The sequence below is a fragment of the Streptomyces monomycini genome, assembly GCF_022271435.1.
GTDB classification, from domain to species: Bacteria; Actinomycetota; Actinomycetes; order Streptomycetales; family Streptomycetaceae; genus Streptomyces; species Streptomyces monomycini.
In genome coordinates, this window is sequence record NZ_JAFIQY010000003.1 from 385323 (window position 1) to 404624 (window position 19302).

The 19302-nt window shown below is 70.9% G+C and carries 18 protein-coding genes and 1 riboswitch; of the genes, 5 read left to right on the top strand and 13 right to left on the bottom strand.

Going from position 1 to position 19302, the window contains the following annotated elements:
- Positions 1 to 115: riboswitch (cobalamin riboswitch) on the bottom strand.
- A gap of 149 nt (positions 116 to 264) precedes the next feature.
- The 4 genes from JXZ78_RS06220 to clpS form a co-directional block, all read right to left on the bottom strand.
- Complete coding sequence (locus JXZ78_RS06220) at positions 265 to 687, bottom strand: M67 family metallopeptidase (RefSeq protein WP_030023757.1); 423 nt, start codon at positions 685 to 687, stop codon at positions 265 to 267.
- A 92-nt stretch (positions 688 to 779) separates the two neighbouring features.
- Positions 780 to 2264, bottom strand: coding sequence for an amino acid permease (locus JXZ78_RS06225; protein WP_030023758.1), 1485 nt, complete (start codon positions 2262 to 2264; stop codon positions 780 to 782).
- Between the two features lie 364 nt (positions 2265 to 2628).
- Positions 2629 to 3279 carry a DUF2017 domain-containing protein gene (locus JXZ78_RS06230; protein ID WP_030023760.1) on the bottom strand — a complete coding sequence of 217 codons (651 nt, stop codon included), beginning with the start codon at positions 3277 to 3279 and terminating at the stop codon, positions 2629 to 2631.
- On the bottom strand, positions 3279 to 3638 hold the full coding sequence (gene clpS / locus JXZ78_RS06235; RefSeq protein ID WP_238782702.1) for an ATP-dependent Clp protease adapter ClpS: 360 nt from the start codon (positions 3636 to 3638) through the stop codon (positions 3279 to 3281). Before clpS ends, JXZ78_RS06230 begins: the two co-directional genes overlap by 1 nt.
- Positions 3639 to 3719: 81 nt before the next feature.
- Here clpS and JXZ78_RS06240 point away from each other — a divergent pair, with 81 nt between their 5' ends.
- Positions 3720 to 5048 carry a nicotinate phosphoribosyltransferase gene (locus tag JXZ78_RS06240; protein WP_030023762.1) on the top strand — a complete coding sequence of 443 codons (1329 nt, stop codon included), beginning with the start codon at positions 3720 to 3722 and terminating at the stop codon, positions 5046 to 5048.
- Positions 5049 to 5171: 123 nt separating this feature from the next.
- Positions 5172 to 5768: an isochorismatase family protein gene (locus JXZ78_RS06245; RefSeq protein WP_030023764.1), complete on the top strand. Its 597-nt coding sequence runs from the start codon at positions 5172 to 5174 to the stop codon at positions 5766 to 5768.
- A gap of 571 nt (positions 5769 to 6339) precedes the next feature.
- On the opposite strand, the gene JXZ78_RS06250 is transcribed toward JXZ78_RS06245, so the two are convergent.
- Both JXZ78_RS06250 and JXZ78_RS06255 read right to left on the bottom strand, forming a co-directional pair.
- Positions 6340 to 6651, bottom strand: coding sequence for a hypothetical protein (locus tag JXZ78_RS06250; RefSeq protein ID WP_167745385.1), 312 nt, complete (start codon positions 6649 to 6651; stop codon positions 6340 to 6342).
- Positions 6652 to 6767: 116 nt separating this feature from the next.
- A complete protein-coding gene (locus JXZ78_RS06255; protein WP_030018043.1) occupies positions 6768 to 9167 on the bottom strand; it encodes an immune inhibitor A domain-containing protein in 2400 nt (799 codons plus the stop codon).
- Between the two features lie 399 nt (positions 9168 to 9566).
- On the opposite strand from JXZ78_RS06255, the gene JXZ78_RS06260 reads away from it, so the two are divergent.
- A complete protein-coding gene (locus JXZ78_RS06260; protein ID WP_030018042.1) occupies positions 9567 to 9908 on the top strand; it encodes a hypothetical protein in 342 nt (113 codons plus the stop codon).
- 190 nt (positions 9909 to 10098) lie between these two features.
- On the opposite strand, the gene JXZ78_RS06265 is transcribed toward JXZ78_RS06260, so the two are convergent.
- Complete coding sequence (locus tag JXZ78_RS06265; RefSeq protein WP_030018041.1) at positions 10099 to 10896, bottom strand: RDD family protein; 798 nt, start codon at positions 10894 to 10896, stop codon at positions 10099 to 10101.
- 147 nt (positions 10897 to 11043) lie between these two features.
- Positions 11044 to 12717 carry an RDD family protein gene (locus JXZ78_RS06270; protein WP_238782703.1) on the bottom strand — a complete coding sequence of 558 codons (1674 nt, stop codon included), beginning with the start codon at positions 12715 to 12717 and terminating at the stop codon, positions 11044 to 11046.
- 250 nt (positions 12718 to 12967) lie between these two features.
- On the opposite strand from JXZ78_RS06270, the gene JXZ78_RS06275 reads away from it, so the two are divergent.
- Complete coding sequence (locus JXZ78_RS06275) at positions 12968 to 13444, top strand: SsgA family sporulation/cell division regulator (protein WP_030025044.1); 477 nt, start codon at positions 12968 to 12970, stop codon at positions 13442 to 13444.
- 80 nt (positions 13445 to 13524) lie between these two features.
- Here JXZ78_RS06275 and JXZ78_RS06280 read toward each other — a convergent pair whose 3' ends face one another.
- The 5 genes from JXZ78_RS06280 to hppD all read right to left on the bottom strand — a co-directional run bounded on the left by JXZ78_RS06280 (position 13525) and on the right by hppD (position 18695).
- A complete protein-coding gene (locus JXZ78_RS06280) occupies positions 13525 to 13938 on the bottom strand; it encodes a VOC family protein (RefSeq protein ID WP_030025045.1) in 414 nt (137 codons plus the stop codon).
- Between the two features lie 183 nt (positions 13939 to 14121).
- Positions 14122 to 15582, bottom strand: coding sequence for a dihydrolipoyl dehydrogenase family protein (locus JXZ78_RS06285; RefSeq protein WP_030025046.1), 1461 nt, complete (start codon positions 15580 to 15582; stop codon positions 14122 to 14124).
- A 108-nt stretch (positions 15583 to 15690) separates the two neighbouring features.
- Positions 15691 to 15984: a ribosomal protein L7/L12 gene (locus JXZ78_RS06290; RefSeq protein ID WP_030025047.1), complete on the bottom strand. Its 294-nt coding sequence runs from the start codon at positions 15982 to 15984 to the stop codon at positions 15691 to 15693.
- Positions 15985 to 16049: 65 nt separating this feature from the next.
- Positions 16050 to 17414: an FAD-binding oxidoreductase gene (locus JXZ78_RS06295; protein ID WP_030025048.1), complete on the bottom strand. Its 1365-nt coding sequence runs from the start codon at positions 17412 to 17414 to the stop codon at positions 16050 to 16052.
- Between the two features lie 135 nt (positions 17415 to 17549).
- A complete protein-coding gene (hppD, locus tag JXZ78_RS06300) occupies positions 17550 to 18695 on the bottom strand; it encodes a 4-hydroxyphenylpyruvate dioxygenase (protein WP_030025049.1) in 1146 nt (381 codons plus the stop codon).
- Between the two features lie 129 nt (positions 18696 to 18824).
- On the opposite strand from hppD, the gene JXZ78_RS06305 reads away from it, so the two are divergent.
- Positions 18825 to 19292, top strand: coding sequence for an Lrp/AsnC family transcriptional regulator (locus tag JXZ78_RS06305; RefSeq protein WP_030025050.1), 468 nt, complete (start codon positions 18825 to 18827; stop codon positions 19290 to 19292).
- Positions 19293 to 19302: the final 10 nt, after the last annotated feature.

The window sequence follows — 19302 nt, forward strand, 5'->3', positions numbered from 1 at the left end:
TCGGTGTGCGGGCGGCAGGTCAGTTCCTGGCTTCCAGGCCGTGCGGCCTGGTCACAGTGGCGGGACCGTCCCGGATTCGCACCGGGTTCCTGGGTCCTGCCGCCCGAGGTGATGCGGCACAGTGTGTCAGGTGGGTGGCCGGCGGCCGCCGTCGCGGTGGCCGGTACGCGGCCCGGCCCGCGACGGCCGGTACGCGATCGCGGCCTCGCCGGTCCGTACGCGTCCGTGGCCACGCCGGTCAGTGCCCGTCCACGGCCTCGCCGGTCAGTACGCGTCCACGACCTCGACGTCTTCCTCCGTGACCTGGCCGTCCAGGATCCGGAACGAGCGGAACTGGAACGGTCCGGCGTCGTCGGTGTCGGCCGTGGAGACCAGGACGTAGTGCGCGCCGGGTTCGTTGGCGTAGGTGATGTCCGTACGGGACGGGTACGCCTCGGTCGCGGTGTGCGAGTGGTAGATGATCACGGGTTCCTCGTCCCGGTCGTCCAGCTCGCGGTAGAGCTTGAGCAGGTCCTGGGAGTCGAACTCGTAGAAGGTGGGCGAGCGGGCGGCGTTGAGCATCGGGATGAACCGCTCGGGGCGGCCGCTGCCGGCCGGACCCGCGACCATGCCGCAGGCCTCGTCGGGGTGGTCCTTGCGGGCGTGTTCCACGATCTGGTCGTACAGGGCCTTGGTAAGGGTCAGCATGGGCCCCAGAATAAGCAGGCGGGCCGGCCCGTACCGAAGGTTGGTACGAACCGGCCCGCATGCTGGACAGCCCGCCCGGGAGCGGGCCGGCCTCAGTCCTTCGCGCCGTCCTTCCTGCCGCCGTGCGGGGCGGATCCGGCGGCCACCGGAGCGGTGGTCCTGCCGAACATGTCGGGGTTGCGGGACTTGAGCACCAGGTAGCTGACGCCCAGGACCAGCGCCCAGACCGGTGCCGCGTACAGCGAGACCCGGGCGTCCGGGTCCACGCCCATCATCACGATGACCATGCCGATGAAGGCCAGCGCGAAGAGCGAGGTGTACGGGGCGCCGGGCGCCTTGAACTCGGACTGCGGCAGTTCGCCGCGGTCGGCCTTGGCGCGGTAGCGCAGCTGCGAGATCAGGATCATGATCCAGGCCCACATGCCGGAGATCGTCGCGAAGGAGACGACCAGGTCGAAGGCCTTGCCCGGCCACTGGTAGTTGATCCAGACGCCGAACAGCATCATCGCGACGGAGACGCCGGTGCCCCAGGTCGGCAGGCCGTTCTTGCTGAGGCGGGTGAACAGCTTGGGGCCCTGGCCGTTGAGCGCCAGGTCGCGCAGCATCCGGCCGGTGGAGTACATGCCGGAGTTGGCCGAGGACAGCGCCGCGGTCAGCACCACGAAGTTGACGATGGCCGCGCCGGCCGGCAGGCCGATCTGCTGGAAGGCGGCGACGAACGGGCTCACGCCCGGCTTGAAGACCGTCCAGCTGACGACGGACAGGATGATGATCAGAGAGCCGATGTAGAAGAGGCCGATCCGCCACGGGACGGTGTTGATGGCCTTGGGCAGGACCTTCTTCGGGTTGGTGGCCTCGCCCGCGGTGACGCCGACGAGTTCGACCGCCAGGAAGGCGAACATCACGATCTGCAGGGTCATCAGCGTGCCGCCGATGCCCTTCGGGAAGAATCCGCCGTCCGACCACAGAAGGCTGAAGGATGCGGTGTCACCGGCGTCGGAAAAACCGATGGTGATCACGCCGAGACCGATGAGGATCATGCCGATGATCGCGGTGACCTTGACCATCGAGAACCAGAACTCCAGCTCACCGAAGAGCTTGACGGAGATCAGGTTGATTCCGAACAGGGCGACCGTGAAGACCAGGGCGGACGCCCACTGGGGTATTCCCTTGTTCCAGTACTGCACATAGGTGGCGGCTGCAGTTACTTCCGTGATGCCGGTGACCACCCAGAACAGCCAGTAGGTCCAGCCGGTCACGAATCCCATGAACGGGCCGAGGAATTCGCGGGCGTACTCCGAGAAGGAGCCCGACACCGGGCGGTACATGAGCAGCTCGCCCAAGGCGCGCATGATGAAGAAGATGACCAGGCCCACGATGGCGTAGGCCAGGATGATGCTGGGTCCTGCTTTGGAGATCGCCTTGCCCGCTCCGAGGAACAGACCGGTTCCGATGGCGCCACCGATGGCGATCATCTGGATCTGCCGGTTTCCCAGCCCCCGCTGGTAACCCTCTTCCGAGGCAGATTCCGCGGCGTCGCTGCCGCCGGCGTTCTTTTCGACCTGCACAGAGGTCATGTGTGGTGCGCCCTTCTCCATTCCGACCCGGTCTGTCCGGATCGGGTTCCGATCCCCCCGGATGGAGTTCCTGCACGCCGACGGTCGGCCGGCCAAGCGCTCCCGGAGTGACAGGGGTGGCGTCACTCACGGCAGGTTCGTGAACATGTATCACGGCGCCTTGGACATCTACCAGTGATGTCTTGGAGCCGAGCACAAGAAAAGTAGGATAAATGCTGGAATGGACTGCTGGGTAGTCAGGGTCGGTGACGCGATCGTTATCCGGATTTGAGCGTCCGTTGAGCGGGCCCCCACGATCGGGACATCCGGGACAGGCGGCGGGTGGCCGCGCGGTGCCCCGGAGCCCGGTCCGTCAGCGTCCCGTTCAGGCCGTCAGCGTCTCGATCAGGCTCTCCTGGAGCCCGCCGAGCCACAGGTACGCCATCACCATCGGCTTGCGCGGGTCGCTGTCCGGCAGCCGCAGCAGCTCGCCGCTCTCGTCCTCGTCGGTGACCTCCAGACGGGTGCCGATGGCCAGCCGGAGGTCGTTCAGGGCGCCCAGCCACTGCCGCGACTCGTCCGGCTTCAGGCGCAGCACGGCGCCGTCCACGGCGCCCTCCGTGCCGTCCGTCCCGCCCGGGCCGCCCGTACCGCCGGAACCGTCCCGTCCGCCGACCGGGCCGAGCGCGTCCAGGGCCCGTACGACCGCGAGCGCGTCCTCGCGCTTACGGGTGCGCAGGTCGTTTTCCGTGTAGCGGCGGAACTCGGCCGCCGCGGCGTGCGTGGCGTCGTCCGGCACCTGGTCCGGGCCGCCGTACGCGTCCGGGAAGAGGCGGGCCAGCGCCGGGTCGGACGGGGGCTCGCTGGGGCCCTCCGTGAACAGCGCGGCGAGCGGATCATCACCCTCGGCGGGCTCCTCGCCCGGGCCGATCAGCTCCATGAGCTGGACGGCGAGGCTGCGCAGGATGGAGATCTCGACCTCGTCGAGGGGGGCGGCCGCGCCGCCGCCGGGCAGGGGCTCGAAGTGGCCGGCCATCAGCGGTCCTGCGTCAGGGTCGCCCACAGGCCGTAGCCGTGCATCGCTTGCACGTCGCGCTCCATTTCCTCGCGGCTGCCACTGGAGACGACCGCCCGTCCCTTGTGATGGACGTCGAGCATGAGCTGCTTGGCCTTGCCCTTCGAGTAGCCGAAGTAGGTCTCGAAGACATACGCCACGTAGCTCATGAGATTGACGGGGTCGTTGTGCACCAGCGTGACCCAGGGCACGTCCGGCTCGGGCACCTCGAAGGGTGCCTCGCTGGACTCGGGTCGTTCGATCTCCACGGGGGCGCCGAGCGCGCAGCGCGTCGATCGAAGGGCGATGGTGGCAGACGGGTCGGCGCTCACGGTCTCCATGCTGCCACCCGCGGTGGGGCATCGCACAAACAGCCCGGGGAAATCGTCAGAGTGACGAGTATGAGAGGTAGCATCCCTCCCATGAACACAGCAGACCTGGGGCTGCCGGTGGACGTGCCGTCGACTGCTCTCTTCACCGACCAGTACGAACTCACCATGCTGCAGGCCGCCCTGCGGTCCGGGACCGCCGAGCGCCGCTCGGTCTTCGAGGTCTTCACCCGGCGCCTGCCGGAAGGACGCCGCTACGGGGTCGTCGCCGGAACGGGCCGGGTCCTGGACGCGGTGGAGAACTTCCGCTTCGACGAAACGATTCTCGGCTTCCTGCGCGAGCGCGGCATCCTCGACGATCGCACGCTGGACTGGCTGGCCGGCTACCGCTTCCGCGGCGACATCTGGGGCTACCCCGAGGGCGAGGTCTACTTCCCCGGCTCGCCGATCATGCGGGTGGAGGGCACCTTCGCCGAAGCGGTCCTCCTGGAGACGGTGATCCTCTCCATCCTCAACCACGACTCCGCGGTGGCCGCCGCCGCGTCCCGCATGGCCGTCGCGGCCGGCGGCCGGCCGCTCATCGAGATGGGCGCCCGCCGCACCCACGAACTGGCGGCCGTCGCCGCGTCCCGCTCGGCGTACGTGGGCGGCTTCCACTCCACGTCCGATCTCGCGGCCGGCTTCCGCTACAACATCCCCACCGTCGGTACCAGCGCCCACTCCTTCACCCTGCTGCACGACAGCGAGCGCGACGCGTTCCAGGCGCAGGTCGACGCGCTCGGCAGCGGCACGACGCTGCTCGTGGACACCTTCGACGTCACCGAGGCGGTCCGTACCGCCGTCGAGGTGGCCGGGCCCGGCCTCGGCGCCGTCCGCATCGACTCCGGCGACCTGCTGCTGCTCGCCCACCGCGTACGGCAGCAGCTGGACGAGCTGGGCGCCCGCGACACGCGCATCGTGGTGACGAGCGACCTGGACGAGTACGCCATCGCCTCGCTCGCGGCGGCACCGGTGGACGCGTACGGCGTGGGCACCCAGCTGGTCACCGGCAGCGGGCACCCGACCTGCTCGATGGTCTACAAGCTGGTCGCCCGCGCCGACAGCGACGCGGCCGACGCGCCGCTGCGGCCGGTGGCCAAGAAGTCCATGGGCGGCAAGGCGTCGCTCGGCGGCCGCAAGTGGTCGGCGCGGCGGCTGGACGAGCACGGCGTCGCGGAGGCAGAGATCGTCGGGACCGGGCCCGTACCGGCGGAGTACGCCGAGCGGCAGCTCGCGGTGCCGCTGGTGCGCGGCGGCGAGGTGGTCGCCCGCGAGCCGCTGGAAGCGGCGCGGGAGCGGCACATCGCGGCGCTGGCCGGGCTGCCGATGTCCGCGATGCAGTTGTCCCGTGGGGAGGCCGTACTGCCCACGGAGCAGGCCTGAGGGGGCGCCTGCGGGCCCCCAGTGCCCACTCCCCCTGGGCGCGGCTAGTGGCTACCCTCGGTCACACCACTGTGCGCCCACTCCGCGCCCACTCCACCGCTCCCCAGCCGGAAGGCTCGCACCATGCACCGGGCATTGATCGTCGTTGACGTGCAGAACGATTTCTGCGAGGGCGGCAGCCTTGCCGTGGCAGGGGGTGCGGATGTGGCTGCCGCCATCACCGATCTGGTGGGGGAGGCCGCGGGCAGCGGCTACCGGCACATCGTGGCGACCCGCGATCACCACATCGACCCCGGAGATCACTTCTCCGTACGCCCGAACTACGAGACGACCTGGCCCCCGCACTGTGTCGCCGGCACAGAGGGCAGCGGCTTCCACCCGAACTTCGCGCCGGCGCTCGCGTCCGGGGCGGTCGACGCGGTCTTCTCCAAGGGCTCGCACGCTGCCGCTTACAGCGGCTTCGAGGGCGTGGACGAGAACGGGCACCCCCTGGCGGGGTGGCTGCGGGCCCACGGGGTGAGCGAGGTCGACGTGGTCGGCCTCGCCACGGACCACTGCGTGCGGGCCACGGCGGTGGATGCGGTGGCTGAGGGGTTCCGGGTGCGGGTGCTGCTGGATCTCACGGCGGGGGTGGCACCGGGGACGACGGAGCGGGCACTGGAGCAGATGCGGGCTGCGGGCGTCGAACTCACGGGCAAGCCGGTGGTCATCGCGGCCTGAAAGGGGGTGCGCGGCGCGCGATGCGCGCGTTGCGCGCGATGGGTCCGCCTGGTGGGGGTGCGCGTCGTGCGCGATGGGGCCGGTAGTGGGGGGCTCGGGGGCACTCCGGGGTCACTCCTCAGCATCCTTTAGCTGCGGTGAATCGGGTCTGTGGCCCAGCGTGCGGACTGCCTGCGGGGAGACCCCTGCGTACCCCCGAGCCCTGGCCGTCGGGCGACTATCCGAACGATCGGGCTGGGGTTTTCACAAACCAAGCCCGACGCGAGCCCCTGGCGTACGGCCAGGCCAGCCCAGCCGCCTTACCGCCATCCACCCGTGCGCCTCTCCACCAGGTGGGCGGGCACCAGGGTGATCGAAGAACTCCCCCCACCGACCTCGGCTCGCCAATCCGGCCGGAGGGGGCGTGTAGGGGGCCATCCCCGCAGGCAGCCGGGAGCCGCCGGTTCACCAACCCACCCTGGGTGACGTACACGGTGCTGAGGAGTTGGCCCCCTGCGCGCCCCCGCCCCACAACGAACCCCATGCGAGCCGCGCGTCAGCGCAAAACCTCGCGCGAAGCGCGCACCCCCGGCTACGCCGAGCGGAGCAGTGTTCGGATCGGGTGCCAGGACTCCGTGTCGTCCTCCGGGGTCTCCCGCCACACCAGGCCATCAGGGTGATGCAGGACCGCCGTGACCTCGTCCGGAGTGGGTGGCTCCGTGTTGCCACGGAGGTACACCGCGCGCAGCCCCAGGTTGCGCAGCCTGGTCAGGGCGCGCTGACGGTTCACGGCGTGGACGAGGACGCGGACGCGATGTCCGTTGTCGCCCGGTCTGGGCAGCGCGAGGGCGACCACCACGCTTCCGCCGGGAAGCCTGATGAATCCTCCTCCGGATGTGGGCACGGTTTCCCCCGTGAGACTCGGCGTCAACAAGGACTCGCAAGGTGCATCTAAACGCGATCGGCCGCCGCCCGCTAGGGGGCGACGGCCGATTGGCTTGTGACCTGCGGTTTTGTTGGTTACTTGGTGGAGGGGCCCACCTGGAGGGTCACCGTGGAACCGTTCCAGGCCTCGTTGAGGATCTTGATGCGGGTGTTGGTGTCAGCAACGATCACGCCGCCGGTCGGGTTCGACTCGTCGTAGTAGTCGCCCTTGCGGTCGTCGAAGACGGTCACGCCGGGCTTCGACTTGATCTTGGTGACCTTGCCGTCCTTGTGGAGCGTGAGCGCATCCGTGCGGTGCCGGGTGAAGGTCGAGTCGTAGGTCTGGAAGCGGTTGCGCATCAGCTTGCCGTCCGACCACTTCTCGGCCTTCGGGTGGGCGTCGACCGGCAGGATCTGGCCGTAGCCGGGGTGCTGGCCGACGTTGTTGTCCGGCTGCGAGGTGTCCCACAGCCAGATCAGGACGCCGTTCTGGTAGGGGAAGTGCTCGACCCACTGCGGACGGGAGGAGGCCCAGCCGAAGTTGTACGGGCCGGTCTTCAGGGTCTTGTCGTACGAGACGTACTGGCGGTTCTCGGCGATGTAGTAGCGCGGGTAGTCCTTGGTGAAGGACGCGCCGATGCGCGAGAAGCCCTTGGCGGCCCAGCCGTTGTCACCGGCCTCGGCGCCATCCGTGAAGAGGGCCTTGCCGTCGGCGGTCACCGAGATCGCGTCCGCGGCGAAGCCCTTCTGGGCGGCGCCGCCGTCCGTCTGGTAGCGGAAGCGGAGGTCGATCTTCTTGCCGGCGTACGCGTCGAGCGGGAAGACCAGGTTCTTGTAGGCGCCCGAAGTGCCGGTCAGGGCGGGCTTGTCGCCGCCGTCGCGCGGCACCGGCTTGCCGTCGGCGGTGCCTTCCAGCGGCGTGTAGTTGGCGCCGCCGTCCGTGGAGACCTCGGCGTAGGCGAAGTCGTAGTTCTGCTCGATGTCCCACCAGCCCTTGAGGGTCAGGGCGGCCTTCTTCTTTCCGGTGAGGTCGACCGGACGGGAGAGCGTGTTCTTCAGGTCGTTGCCCATGCCGCTCCACCACTGCTGGGTGCCTTCGGCGGGCTTGACGACGTCGGTGCGGACCGTCTTGGCGGGGAGTTCGACGACCAGCGCCTGCTTGTCCTTGGTGTTGTACTCGGCCACGCCCAGCTTGTGGGTGGACCTGGTGGCCGCCTTGGCCTTGGCGTAGTTGAGCCAGCCGAGCTGGAGCTTGTCCCAGGCGCTCATGTCGCCGGGGAGGTCGCCTATGGAGTCCTTGCCGGTGCCGAGCCAGGAGCCGCCGGACATCAGCGACCAGGAGTCGACGGAGGACTCACCGGTGCCGGTGGTGTCGTACTCGTCGGGAAGGCCGAGGTCGTGGCCGTACTCGTGGGCGAAGACGCCGAGGCCGCCGTTCTCGGGCTGCATCGTGTAGTCGCCGACCCAGATGCCGGTGCTGCCGATCTGGGTGCCGCCGGCCTTGTTGCCGGACGGGCCGGTGCGGCCGGAGTCGCTGCCGTACGCGTACCAGCGGTGCGCCCAGATGGCGTCGGTGCCCTGCGCGCCGCCGCCCGCGGACTCGTCCTCGCCGGCGTGCACGATCTGGAAGTGGTCGATGTAGCCGTCGGGCTCGTTGAAGTTGCCGTCGCCGTCGTGGTCGTAGCGGTCCCACTGGTCGTACTTGGCGAGGTCGGCCTTGATCTGGGCGTCGGTGCGGCCCTTGGCCTTCTGGTCCTCGGCCCAGCGGTTGACGCCGTCGCGTATCAGGTCCCAGGCGCTGGCGCAGTTGGTGGAGCCGCAGAAGTTCGACCCGTAACGGGCCTCGTTCCAGTCGACCTTGACCCAGTCGGAGACCTCGCCGTCGACCGAGTAGCGGCCCGAGGACTGCTTCTCGTAGTACTTGGCCAGGGACTCCTTCTTCTTGTCGTGGGAGAAGTAGAGGTCCTGGAAGTGCTGGCGGTTGTAGTCCTTCTGCCAGGCGGTGGAGTTGTCGTTGCGGCGGTCGGGCCGCGCGATGGTGTTGTGCGCGGGACCGGGCTTGCCGCCGTACTTCTTCACCGGGGGCTTGGGGCCGTCGCCGTCCGGGTCGTACATCGTGGTGTCGTCGACCTTGTCGCCGAACTCGACCAGGATGGTGAAGATCTTGTCCGTCTTCTCGCGGGCGAGTTCGACGTATTTGCCCCGGCCGAGCTTGACGACCTGGGAGGCGCCGTGCCGGGCGGGCGTGGCGTCGCCGGAGATGACCTGCTGGAGCGCTTCCTTGCGCTGCGCCGCCTGCTGGTCGCTGAACGGGCCCTTGAGGTCGTGGTCGACGGCCTGCTTGGCGGGCGCACCCGGGTCCTGCCGCTGGACGGCGAGCGGCGGGTGGCCGTCGTCGGCCTGCGCCGGCGCGCCGGAGGCCAGGCCGGCCGCTCCGATCGCGGCGGCGGCGGTGGCCAGGGCGACCGGTCTGAACGCCCGTCTCTTGGCTCTCACTTGGCGCAATCCTCCCCTTGGAAACGGTCACTGGATGACAGCATTTGACCGGAAGGGGGAGGGAAAAGACAGATCTTGACTTGGTCACGACAGGGAAGTACGGTTTTCGGTCCGCAGGACACGGGTATCGGACAGCTTCGGACGCGTACGGGGGCATGGTTCGCGTACGTACCCGCACCACCCCGGCGGCCACCCCGCGCCGCGCTCCGCGCACCCCAACCGCCGCTCCGATCAGGCCCGTTCAAACCAGGAGTGAATCCATGCGCCCCCTATGCCTCGGAACCGTGGGTTAGGTCACGCTTACCGCCAGTTCCGCTCGGGCAGTAAGGACCGTAGAGTCGTTTGACGGCGCGCCCCTGTCGACCACACCCCTGCCGACCTCCCGAGGACGGATCCGCCATGCCTCGTCCGACTGCCGCACAGCTCGCCTATGGATCGGCCACCGTCGTCTTCTCGACCCTCGCGCTGTTACTGCTCTCGCAGACGCGGACCGGGGTCGGAATCGCGGTCATCGCCGTCGCAGCCCTCGCCCTCGGCCTGCTGGTCGCCCTCACGGCGCCGCTGCCGGGGGTTTCTCATGTGACGCGCCGCCGCACGGCCCGGCGCTCCGGCGTGCGCGCCGTTCACGGCGCACGCCCGCACGTCCCGGCCGCCGCCGGATCGGCGGCCCCGCCGGTGCCGTGTCAGCACACTCACGCCGGTGTCTCCTCGGAAGGCCGCGTCAGCGAGCACTCCCGTTAGTCACCTGTCCGTGGCTGGTGGACGCGCGTAGGCGGCCGGGCACCGCTCGGAAGAGGGGTGCGCCGGCCGCCGGTTGACGCGCCGGAGCCGCCAGGAGGGACGGGCGGGTCCCGGAAGGGCCGCGAAAGGCCGGGAGGATCCAGGAGCGTGCGAGGTTCCTTGTAGGGGGCACCTGCCCCGGTGTCCGGCCTCAGGCCGTGGAGACCACCACCGTCTTGGCCGTCTTGTCGTGCAGGCACTGCTGGTACGGCTTGTCCCAGGTGCACCACAGGACGTTGACGAGCCAGAAGAGGAAGCCGCAGCACGGCACGATCTCCGGCAGGGTGTAGACCGCCGCCCGCACCCAGCCCGCCTGCCCGGCCGGTACCGCGCCGTCCTCCAGCATCCCCACCCGGATCTTCATCGCCATCTTGCCGACGGTCTGGCCGCGGCTGGTGAGCATCAGGCCCTCGTAGACGAGATAGACCAGCATCGTCACGAGGGAGACGGACGCCTGCCGTCCGGTCTGGGTCCCGTCGGTCGTCCAGTAGTCGAAGCCGCCGACGATCGCGCTCATGATCAGGCCGACCGGTACGCAGACGATGATCCAGTCGATGATGCGGGCGACCAGGCGGCGGCCGCGGCCGGCCAGCGGCGGCATTCCGGCCAGCGGGTCGGCGGCGCCGTACTGGCCGCCGTACGGATTGCCCCCGTACGGGTCACCGCCGTAGGGCGGCGGCGGCATCCCTCCGGGCGGCGGCCCGCTCCCGGGCGGCGGGGCGCCACCGCCGTACGGGTCACCGCCGGGAGGCGGTTCGCCGTGCGGGGTGGCGTTGGCGGGCCGGTCGTACGGGGAACCGCCGGCCGGCCGGCTGCCGTACGGAGAGCCACCGGCCGGCTCGGCACCGTACGGAGAGCCGCCCAACGGCGGTTCCTGCGGCTTCTTCAGATACGGGTCGTGCTCCGGCGGTTCGCCTCCGGAGCCGGGCCCGGGCTGGTCGGTGCTCATGGCCCGAGTCGAACCCGGGCCGCGCGCCGCCGCATCCGGCGAGGTCCGGCCGGGTGACGCGGCCGGGCGGACGGTCGGCTTCCCGGACTGCTTCGCGGTCTGCTCGCCGGTCTGCTTTCCGGTCTACTTCTCGGTCTGCTTCCCGGTCTACTTCTCGGCGACGAACGTCCGGGCGAGCTTGTCGTGCCAGCACTGCCGCCACGGCCGGTCGAACAGGCACCACACGGCGTTGACCACACCGACCGCCAGCACACCGAGCACGCCGTACACCAGCCACCGCCTGATCACCGAGGCCAGGGGCGGGGTGTCGTGGCTCTCGATGTCCAGGACCTTGACGCCGCACACCTTCTTGCCGAGCGTATGGCCCCACTTGACGGTGGGCAGCACCTCGTACAGACCGCCGCCGATGAGCAGCACGGCGAGCACGACGGCCAGGTAGGGGCCGGTGGTGCCGTCCAGCAGGTAGACGGTGACCTCCCGCCCGGACTGCTTGGCTGCCTCCACCTTGGCGTCGATGTGGTCGGTGGCCGGACCCCACAGCGGTACGGCGGCGGCGCCGGTGATGACCGCCAGGGCCAGGGTGTCGATCAGGCGGGCGGCGAACCGGCGGCCCAGAGGGGCCGGGCGGCCCTGCTCCTGCGCGGCGGCGAGGAACGGGTCGGTGGTCGGCGGCTTCCAGGGGACGACGCCTTCGGCCGCGCCGCCGTCCTGCTGCGGCGGGAAGCCGGAGAAGGGGGCGGGCTGGGCCTGCGGGCCGGGCGCCTGGGCCTGCGGACCGGGAGCCGGTGCGGGGGCCTGCGGCGCGGGAGCGGGGGCCGGTCCGGCGGTGGGGCCGGGGGCGGGCCGGGCCGGGGGCTGGTGCGGCGGGGCGTGCGGCGCCGGTGACTGCTGCGGCATCTGGGGATGCGGAGGCTGTTGCGTCGGGAACGGCTGGTGCTGCACGGGCGGCGCGGCGGGCCCCGGCCCGGGCTGCGGCTGGGACTGCGGCTGTACGGGCCCCTGCGGCGCCTGCTGGGCCGGTCCCTGCGCGCCGGGCGTCCGGCCCCCGGGACCGGGCTGCGCGGCCGTCTGCTGCGGGCCAGGGGCCGTCGGCGGCTGCTGCACACCGGCGGACGGCGCGGCGGACGGCCCGGTGGACGGCCCGGTGGACGGCAGGGGCTGCGGGGACGAGGCGCCGGGCAGCGGCGCCGCCGGAGCGCCGCCGGCCTGCGGGGCCATCCGGATCGACATCGTGTCGCTCTTGCCGCCCTGGGGCCCGTCGGGGCGTACGGCGCGGATGGCGGTCGTGCTGCGGTCGCGGCCGGGGGCGGCGCCTTCGTCCCGTACGGCGCGGATGGTGACCGTGCCGTCGGTCCGCGGCGGCTCCTCGCCGGAGGCCGGCGCGCCGGGCGCGGCCGCGGCCTCGTCGCGCTGCTGCGGGAGGCCGGCCTGCCGTTCCTCGGGCGAACCCCAGGCGATACGGCGGTCCTGCTCGCCGCCAAAGCCGTTCTGCCGGGCGGTGTCGGCCTGCCACGCGGAGGCCGCCGCTCCGCTGCCGGCGGCGCCGGCCGCCTCGGTCAGCCTGCCGTGTTCCTCCTCCTCGTCGAAGAAGACCGGTCCGGTCTCCTCCACGGCGGGGGTGGGGGCCGGTGCGGGCGCGGGGGCCGGGGCGGTGCCGGGCGGCGGCGCGGGGAGCGCCTCGCCCTCGGCGGGCGCGGGCCGGCTGGTGCCCGGCACCCATGCGGCACCGTTCCAGTACCGGATGTAGCCGGGGATGGACGGGTCCGGGTAGAAGCCTGGCGTGGGGCTGCCGCCGGCGGATCCTGAGGAAGGGGCGCTCATGTCCGAAGTCCCGCTATCTGTTCTCGGCCTGGTGTGGTGGGTGGGGCATGTGCAGTCTGCCGCAACGCAGCGTCCACATCTATCAGACGGAGGGTCGGGGCGGGTGTCCCGGCCGGGCCGGACCACCTGGAAGAGGCCCGCGAAAAAAGTTGTGCGAAGTCGCGTAATGGTCCGGGCTCCGGAGCCTCTAACCAAGTGCGGGCCCCGTCACAGGGGGGTTCGCAGGAGGTACCGAAGAGAGGCGGACCGTATGCACACCGTGGTGGAACGAGAGCTGGAGCTGGGTCTGGTCCTGTCGCCGGAGCGCAGTGTCCCCGTCCCGGCCCGGCTGACCTATCGCACGGACGACCCCTACGCCGTCCACGTCACCTTCCACATCGGCTCGGACGTCCCCGTCAACTGGACGTTCGCGCGCGAACTGCTCGTCGAGGGGGTGTTCCGGCCGTGCGGTCACGGTGACGTGCGGGTGTGGCCCACGAAGGTGGACGGGCGCAGTCTGGTCTGCATGGCGCTCAGTTCCCCGGACGGCGACGCGCTGCTGGAGGCGTCGGCCGCGGCGGTCTCGGCGTGGCTGGAGCGCACGCTGCGGGTCGTGCCTCCGGGGTCGGAGCAGGACCATCTGGGGCTGGACAAAGGGCTGAGCGCGCTGCTCGCCATGACGCCGCGGGACGATCTGTGGCTGTCCGACCCGTGGCCGTCGGACGAGTCGCCGGAGGCGGGGGCGTAGCGGCGTGGGGCGGCGTACGGCCCGGCCACGGCCGGGGACCGGCCCCGGGCGCACGGGGCCGGAGAGCGCGATCACCAGGGTCAGGAAGCGTCGGTACCGAGGCTTGCGCCGGACCGGGCGCGCGGGGTGATGAACTCGATGGCGTGGCCGTCCGGGTCGTCGACGTAGACCCCGCGGGCGCCGTCGAGGTGTCCGATCTGCTGCGGCTTGTGGTGGTGCGGGTCCGCCCAGTACGGCAGACCGCGCTCCTGGATGCGGCCGAAGATCTCGTCGAACTCCTCGTCCGTGACCCGGAACGCGAGGTGCTGCAGCACGATCGCTTCCGGTTCGACGACCGTGTCGGCGTAGTCGACGGTCAGGTCGTTGGCGAACGTGACGGCGGCGAAGGGACCGGTTTCGACCGGTTCGCCGACGCCGGTCAGTTCCGCGAGGAAGCGCGCGGAGGCGAACTTGTCGGTGGCGTGCATGATCGTGTGGTCGAGTTGGACGGGCACGGCGGCCTCCTGTGAACGTCGGGTTTTTTCAGGGGCGTTGCTGGCGTGCGCTCCTTACCGTACGGCGGCTTCGCGCGCCTGAGTATCGGATTTCCGACCTACGTCGCCGGTCCGGCCGTGCCCGGACCGACGTCCTCGTCCCCGGTACGCCCCGCCACCCGGCCGGGTGTCCGTACCGACGTCTCAGCCTCGGTACGTCTCCAACAGCCTCAGCCACACCTCGCTGATCGTCGGATACGCGGGCACCGCGTGCCACAGGCGGTCCAGGGGCACCTCGCCGGCCACCGCGACGGTGGCCGAGTGCAGGAGTTCGCCCACCGCCGGGCCGACGAAGGTGACGCCGAGGAGGGTCTCGCGGTCCAGGTCGACGATCATGCGGGCGCGGCCGCGGTAGCCGTCGGCGTACAGGCCGGCGCCCGCGACCGAGCCGAGGTCGAAATCGACGACGCGGGTGCGGTGGCCGGCGCGTTCGGCCTCGGCGGCGGTCAGGCCGACGGAGGCGGCCTCGGGGTCGGTGAAGACGACCTGCGGTACGGCGGCGGTGTCGGCGGTCGCGGCGTGCGCGCCCCAGCGGCCGGTGTCCAGGCCGCTGCCCTGGGCCTGGGCGGCGATGGCGGCGCCGACGATGCGGGCCTGGTACTTGCCCTGGTGGGTCAGCAGCGCGCGGTGATTGACGTCGCCGACGGCGTACAGCCAGCCGTCCGCCACGCCCTTGACCCGGCAGGTGTCGTCGGTCTCCAGCCAGGAGCCGGGCTCCAGGCCGACCGTCTCCAGGCCGATGTCGTCCGTGCGCGGCGCGCGGCCGGTGGCGAACAGGATCTCGTCGGCGACGAGCTCTTCGCCGTTGTCGAGCACGACGGTGGCGGGTCCGTTGGGCATCTCGCGCCGTACCGCGCTCACCGAGACGCCGGTGCGTACGGTGGCGCCCGCCCCGGCCAGGGACTCGGCGACCAGTTCGCCCGCGAACGGCTCCATCCTGGGCAGCAGTCCGCCGCCGCGCACCAGGAGCGTCACCCGGGAGCCCAGGGCCTGCCAGGCGGTGGCCATCTCGACGCCGACGACCCCGCCGCCGACCACCGCCAGGCGCGGCGGTACGGACTGGGCGCTGGTCGCCTCGCGGCTGGTCCAGGGGCGGGCGGCGGCCAGTCCGGGGAGGTCGGGGAGGACGGCTCGGCTGCCGGTGCAGACGGCGACGGCATGGCGGGCGGTGAGGACGCGGTCTTCCCCACCGCCCGTGGCGACCACGACGCGCCGGGGGCCGTCGAGGCGGGCCCGGCCGCGTACGAAGTCGATGCCGGCCGAGTCCAGCCAGCGGACCTGGCCGTCGTCCTTCCAGTGCGACGCGAACGCGTCGCGGTGGGCGAGCACCGCCTTGGTGTCCAGTGGCGCGGCCGCGGCCTGGTGAAGGCCGGGGACTCGGCGGGCGTCGGCGCGGGCGGTGACCGGGCGCAGCAGTGCCTTGCTGGGCATGCAGGCCCAGTACGAGCACTCGCCGCCGACCAGTTCGCTCTCCACGATCACCGCGCTGAGACCGAGGGCGTGTGCCCGGTCGGCGACGTTCTCGCCGGTCGGGCCGGCGCCCAGCACGACGACGTCGTACGTGTCCCGACCTGCGGCCTCGTCGGCTCCTGTGGTCGTCGGCATCGCTCATCGCTCCCTGGGTCGGCGTCGCGGCGGTCGGCTCCATCCTGGTCCCGGGGGCCCGGCTCGGCCACATGTATCGGGGCATTCGCCGGGCGGGGGCACCGGGTCTCAGCCTTCCCGGCGCTCCACGGCCTCCTTGGCCTCGACCAGGCCGGCGCCGGTCAGTTCGCGGTAGCGCTTGATCGCCTCGATCTTCTTGCCCTTGTGCAGCAGGGCGTCGACCTCGGCGATGCCCTCGGGGCCGGTCTCCTCGACGCCGAGGTGTTCCATGATCAGGTCGAGCTTGCGGTCCATGCGCCGCAGGCGCCGTTCGAGCGTCTTGTGGCGGGCGTCCATGGTGGAGGCGAGGACGACGATGACGACGGCCGCCGCGCCGATGATGGTCCAGAGGTCGGAGTTCATGGACCGAACCCTAAAAGGTGCAGCTCATGACAGCCGAACCGCGACCGGGCCACGGGCGGTGCCGCTCAGAAGACCTTCCCCGGGTTGAGCAGCCCCAGCGGGTCGAAGACGGCCTTGATGCCGCGGTGCATCTCCAGGCCGACCGGGCCCAGCTCGCGGGCCAGCCACTCCTTCTTCAGGACGCCGACGCCGTGCTCGCCGGTGATCGTGCCGCCCAGTTCCAGGCCGAGCGCCATGATCTCGTCGAAGGACTCGCGGGCGCGCCGGGACTCGTCGGGGTCGTTCGCGTCGAAGCAGACGGTGGGGTGGGTGTTGCCGTCGCCCGCGTGCGCGCAGACGCCGATGGTCAGGCCGTACTTCTCGGCGATGGCGGCGGTGCCGTCGAGCATCGCGGCGAGCTCCGAGCGCGGTACGCACACGTCGTCGATCATCGTGGCGGACTTGACGCGTTCCAGGGCGGTCAGGGTCAGCCGCCGCGCCTGGAGGAGGAGGTCGGATTCGGCCGGGGTGTCGGCCGGTACGACCTCGGTGGCGCCGGCGGCCTCGCACAGCGCGCCGACGGCGGCCAGGTCGGCGGCCGGTTCGGGAGTGTCGAAGGCGGCGAGGAGGAGCGCCTCGGTGCTGTCCGGCAGGCCCATGTTGGCCATGGCGTTGACGGCGCGGACGCTCGTACGGTCCATGAGTTCGAGCAGCGAGGGGGCGTGACCGCGCGCCATGATCTCGCAGACGGCGGCGCACGCGGCGGCGGTGGAGGGGAACTCGGCCGCCAGTGCGAGCTGCTGGGGCGGTTCGGGTTTGAGGGCGAGTACGGCGCGGACGACGACGCCGAGGCTGCCCTCGGAGCCGACGAACAGGCGGGTGAGGTCATAGCCCGCGACGCCCTTGGCGGTGCGGCGGCCGGTCGTGAGCAGCCGGCCGTCGGCGAGGACGACGTCCAGGCCGAGGACGTACTCCGCGGTGACGCCGTACTTGACGCAGCACAGGCCGCCGGAGGCGGTGCCGATGTTGCCGCCGATGGAGCACTCCTCCCAGCTGGAGGGGTCCGGCGGGTAGTAGAGGCCGTGTTCGTTGACGGCCCGGGAGAGCGCCGCGTTGACGACGCCGGGCTCGACGACCGCGATCCGGTCGACGGGGTTGATCTCGATGATCCGGTCCATCTTGACCAGGGAGAGCACGATGCAGCCGTCGGAGGCGTTGGCGGCGCCCGACAGGCCGGTGCGGGCGCCCTGGGGGACGACCGGGACGCGCAGTGCGGTGGCGGTGCGCATGACGTGCTGGACCTGTTCGACCGTGCGCGGCAGGACGACGACGGCGGGCGTGCCGGCCTCGCAGAAGCTCGCCATGTCGTGGGCGTAGGCGCCGGTGACGTCGGGGTCGGTGAGGATCGCTTCCGCGGGCAGGGCGTCGCGCAGGCGTGCGATGAGGTCCATGCCGTCAGCCTGCCATCCGTGGGCCGTACACGGAAGATCGTCTCCCGCACCCGGGTGGCGGTCCCGGGTGCGGGAGTGCCGCTCCCCGCGGGGTGGGGGGTGGCGTCCGGGGGACACCCGGGCGGCGGCCGGGTGTCAGAGGTTGCCGCGGCGTTCCTGCTCCCGCTCGATGGCCTCGAAGAGGGCCTTGAAGTTGCCCTTGCCGAAGCCCAGCGAGCCGTGTCGTTCGATCAGTTCGAAGAAGACGGTGGGGCGGTCCTGGACGGGCTTGGTGAAGATCTGCAGCAGGTAGCCGTCCTCGTCGCGGTCGACGAGGATCTTCAGCTCACGCAGTGTCTCGACCGGGACGCGGGTCTCGCCCGCCCACTCGCCGAGGGTGTCGTAGTAGGAGTCCGGGGTGTCCAGGAACTCGACGCCCGCCGCGCGCATGGCCCGTACGCTCGCGACGATGTCGTTGGTGGCCAGCGCGATGTGCTGGCAGCCGGGGCCGCCGTAGAACTCCAGGTACTCGTCGATCTGCGACTTCTTCTTGGCGATGGCCGGCTCGTTGAGCGGGAACTTCACCTTGCGGGTGCCGTCCGCGACCACCTTGGACATCAGCGCGCTGTACTCGGTGGCGATGTCCGAGCCGACGAACTCCTTCATGTTCGTGAAGCCCATGACGTTGTTGTAGAAGGACACCCACTCGTCCATCTTGCCGAGCTCGACGTTGCCGACGCAGTGGTCGATGGCCTGGAAACGGCGCTTGCCGGGCTCGACGATGGGGTCGGCGGCGACGTAGCCGGGCAGGTAGGGGCCGTCGTAGTCGGTGCGCTCGACCAGGGTGTGCCGGGTCTTGCCGTACGTGGCGATGGAGGCGCGGACGACGACGCCGTGCTCGTCCTTGGTCTCGTACGGCTCCTCGATGCCGGTGGCGCCGTGCTCCAGGGCGTACGCGTAGGCGGCGCGCGCGTCCGGCACCTCGATGGCGAGGTCGATGACGCCGTCACCGTGGGCGGTGACGTGGTCGGCCAGGAAGCGGCCCCAGTCGGTCGTCGGCTTGATGACGGAGGTGAACACGAAACGGGCGTTACCGGATTCGAGCACGTAACTGGCGGTCTCGCGGCTGCCGTTCTCCGGCCCGCAGTAGGCGACACGCTTCATGCCGAAGGCAGTGGCGTAGTAATGCGCCGCCTGCTTGGCGTTGCCGACGGCGAAGACGACCGCGTCCATCCCCTTGACCGGGAAGGGATCGGCCTGCCGAGCACTGGTGGGGGTGGTGTGGTCCGTGGTCTGTGTCATGCCCGCAGACTCCCTCCGGTCCACAAGGTGCGCAATAGTTTGCGCATTCACTGGGCAAGCTGTACAGCGAATCACGCGATTCACCGGACGATTCGTACATGATGACCATCAATTTCGGAGGCGACGGCCGTGGCGATCGATCATTTGGACGGCAGACTCCTGCAACTGCTCGCCGAGGAACCCCGCATCGGCGTACTGGAGGCGTCGCGCCGGCTCGGGGTGGCGCGCGGCACGGCGCAGGCGCGCCTGGACCGGCTTCAGTCGAACGGAGTGATCCGGGGATTCGGTCCGGACGTGGATCCGGCGGCCCTGGGCTACCCGGTCACCGCATTCGCGACACTGGAGATCAAACAGGGTCAAGGAGCCGACGTGCGGGCGCACTTGGCGTCCGTACCGGAAGTGCTGGAGCTGCATACAACGACGGGACATGGGGACATGCTGTGCAGACTCGTTGCCCGTTCCAACGCCGACCTGCAACGGGTGATCGACCGAGTTGTGGGTTTCGATGGCATCATGCGGGCTTCCACCGCGATCGTCATGGAAAATCCGGTTCCGTTGCGCATCATCCCCCTGGTCACACAAGCTGCGGGGGACTGACCGAGGAGAG

Excerpts from the sequence above, each read along its gene's own strand:
- JXZ78_RS06220 (WP_030023757.1), bottom strand. The coding sequence starts at position 687 with ATGCTGACCCTTACCAAGGCCCTGTACGACCAGATCGTGGAACACGCC.
- JXZ78_RS06225 (WP_030023758.1), bottom strand. The coding sequence starts at position 2,264 with ATGACCTCTGTGCAGGTCGAAAAGAACGCCGGCGGCAGCGACGCCGCG.
- JXZ78_RS06230 (WP_030023760.1), bottom strand. The coding sequence starts at position 3,279 with ATGGCCGGCCACTTCGAGCCCCTGCCCGGCGGCGGCGCGGCCGCCCCC.
- clpS (WP_238782702.1), bottom strand. The coding sequence starts at position 3,638 with ATGGAGACCGTGAGCGCCGACCCGTCTGCCACCATCGCCCTTCGATCG.
- JXZ78_RS06240 (WP_030023762.1), top strand. The coding sequence starts at position 3,720 with ATGAACACAGCAGACCTGGGGCTGCCGGTGGACGTGCCGTCGACTGCT.
- JXZ78_RS06245 (WP_030023764.1), top strand. The coding sequence starts at position 5,172 with ATGCACCGGGCATTGATCGTCGTTGACGTGCAGAACGATTTCTGCGAG.
- JXZ78_RS06260 (WP_030018042.1), top strand. The coding sequence starts at position 9,567 with ATGCCTCGTCCGACTGCCGCACAGCTCGCCTATGGATCGGCCACCGTC.
- JXZ78_RS06265 (WP_030018041.1), bottom strand. The coding sequence starts at position 10,896 with ATGAGCACCGACCAGCCCGGGCCCGGCTCCGGAGGCGAACCGCCGGAG.
- JXZ78_RS06270 (WP_238782703.1), bottom strand. The coding sequence starts at position 12,717 with ATGAGCGCCCCTTCCTCAGGATCCGCCGGCGGCAGCCCCACGCCAGGC.
- JXZ78_RS06275 (WP_030025044.1), top strand. The coding sequence starts at position 12,968 with ATGCACACCGTGGTGGAACGAGAGCTGGAGCTGGGTCTGGTCCTGTCG.
- JXZ78_RS06285 (WP_030025046.1), bottom strand. The coding sequence starts at position 15,582 with ATGCCGACGACCACAGGAGCCGACGAGGCCGCAGGTCGGGACACGTAC.
- JXZ78_RS06290 (WP_030025047.1), bottom strand. The coding sequence starts at position 15,984 with ATGAACTCCGACCTCTGGACCATCATCGGCGCGGCGGCCGTCGTCATC.
- JXZ78_RS06295 (WP_030025048.1), bottom strand. The coding sequence starts at position 17,414 with ATGGACCTCATCGCACGCCTGCGCGACGCCCTGCCCGCGGAAGCGATC.
- hppD (WP_030025049.1), bottom strand. The coding sequence starts at position 18,695 with ATGACACAGACCACGGACCACACCACCCCCACCAGTGCTCGGCAGGCC.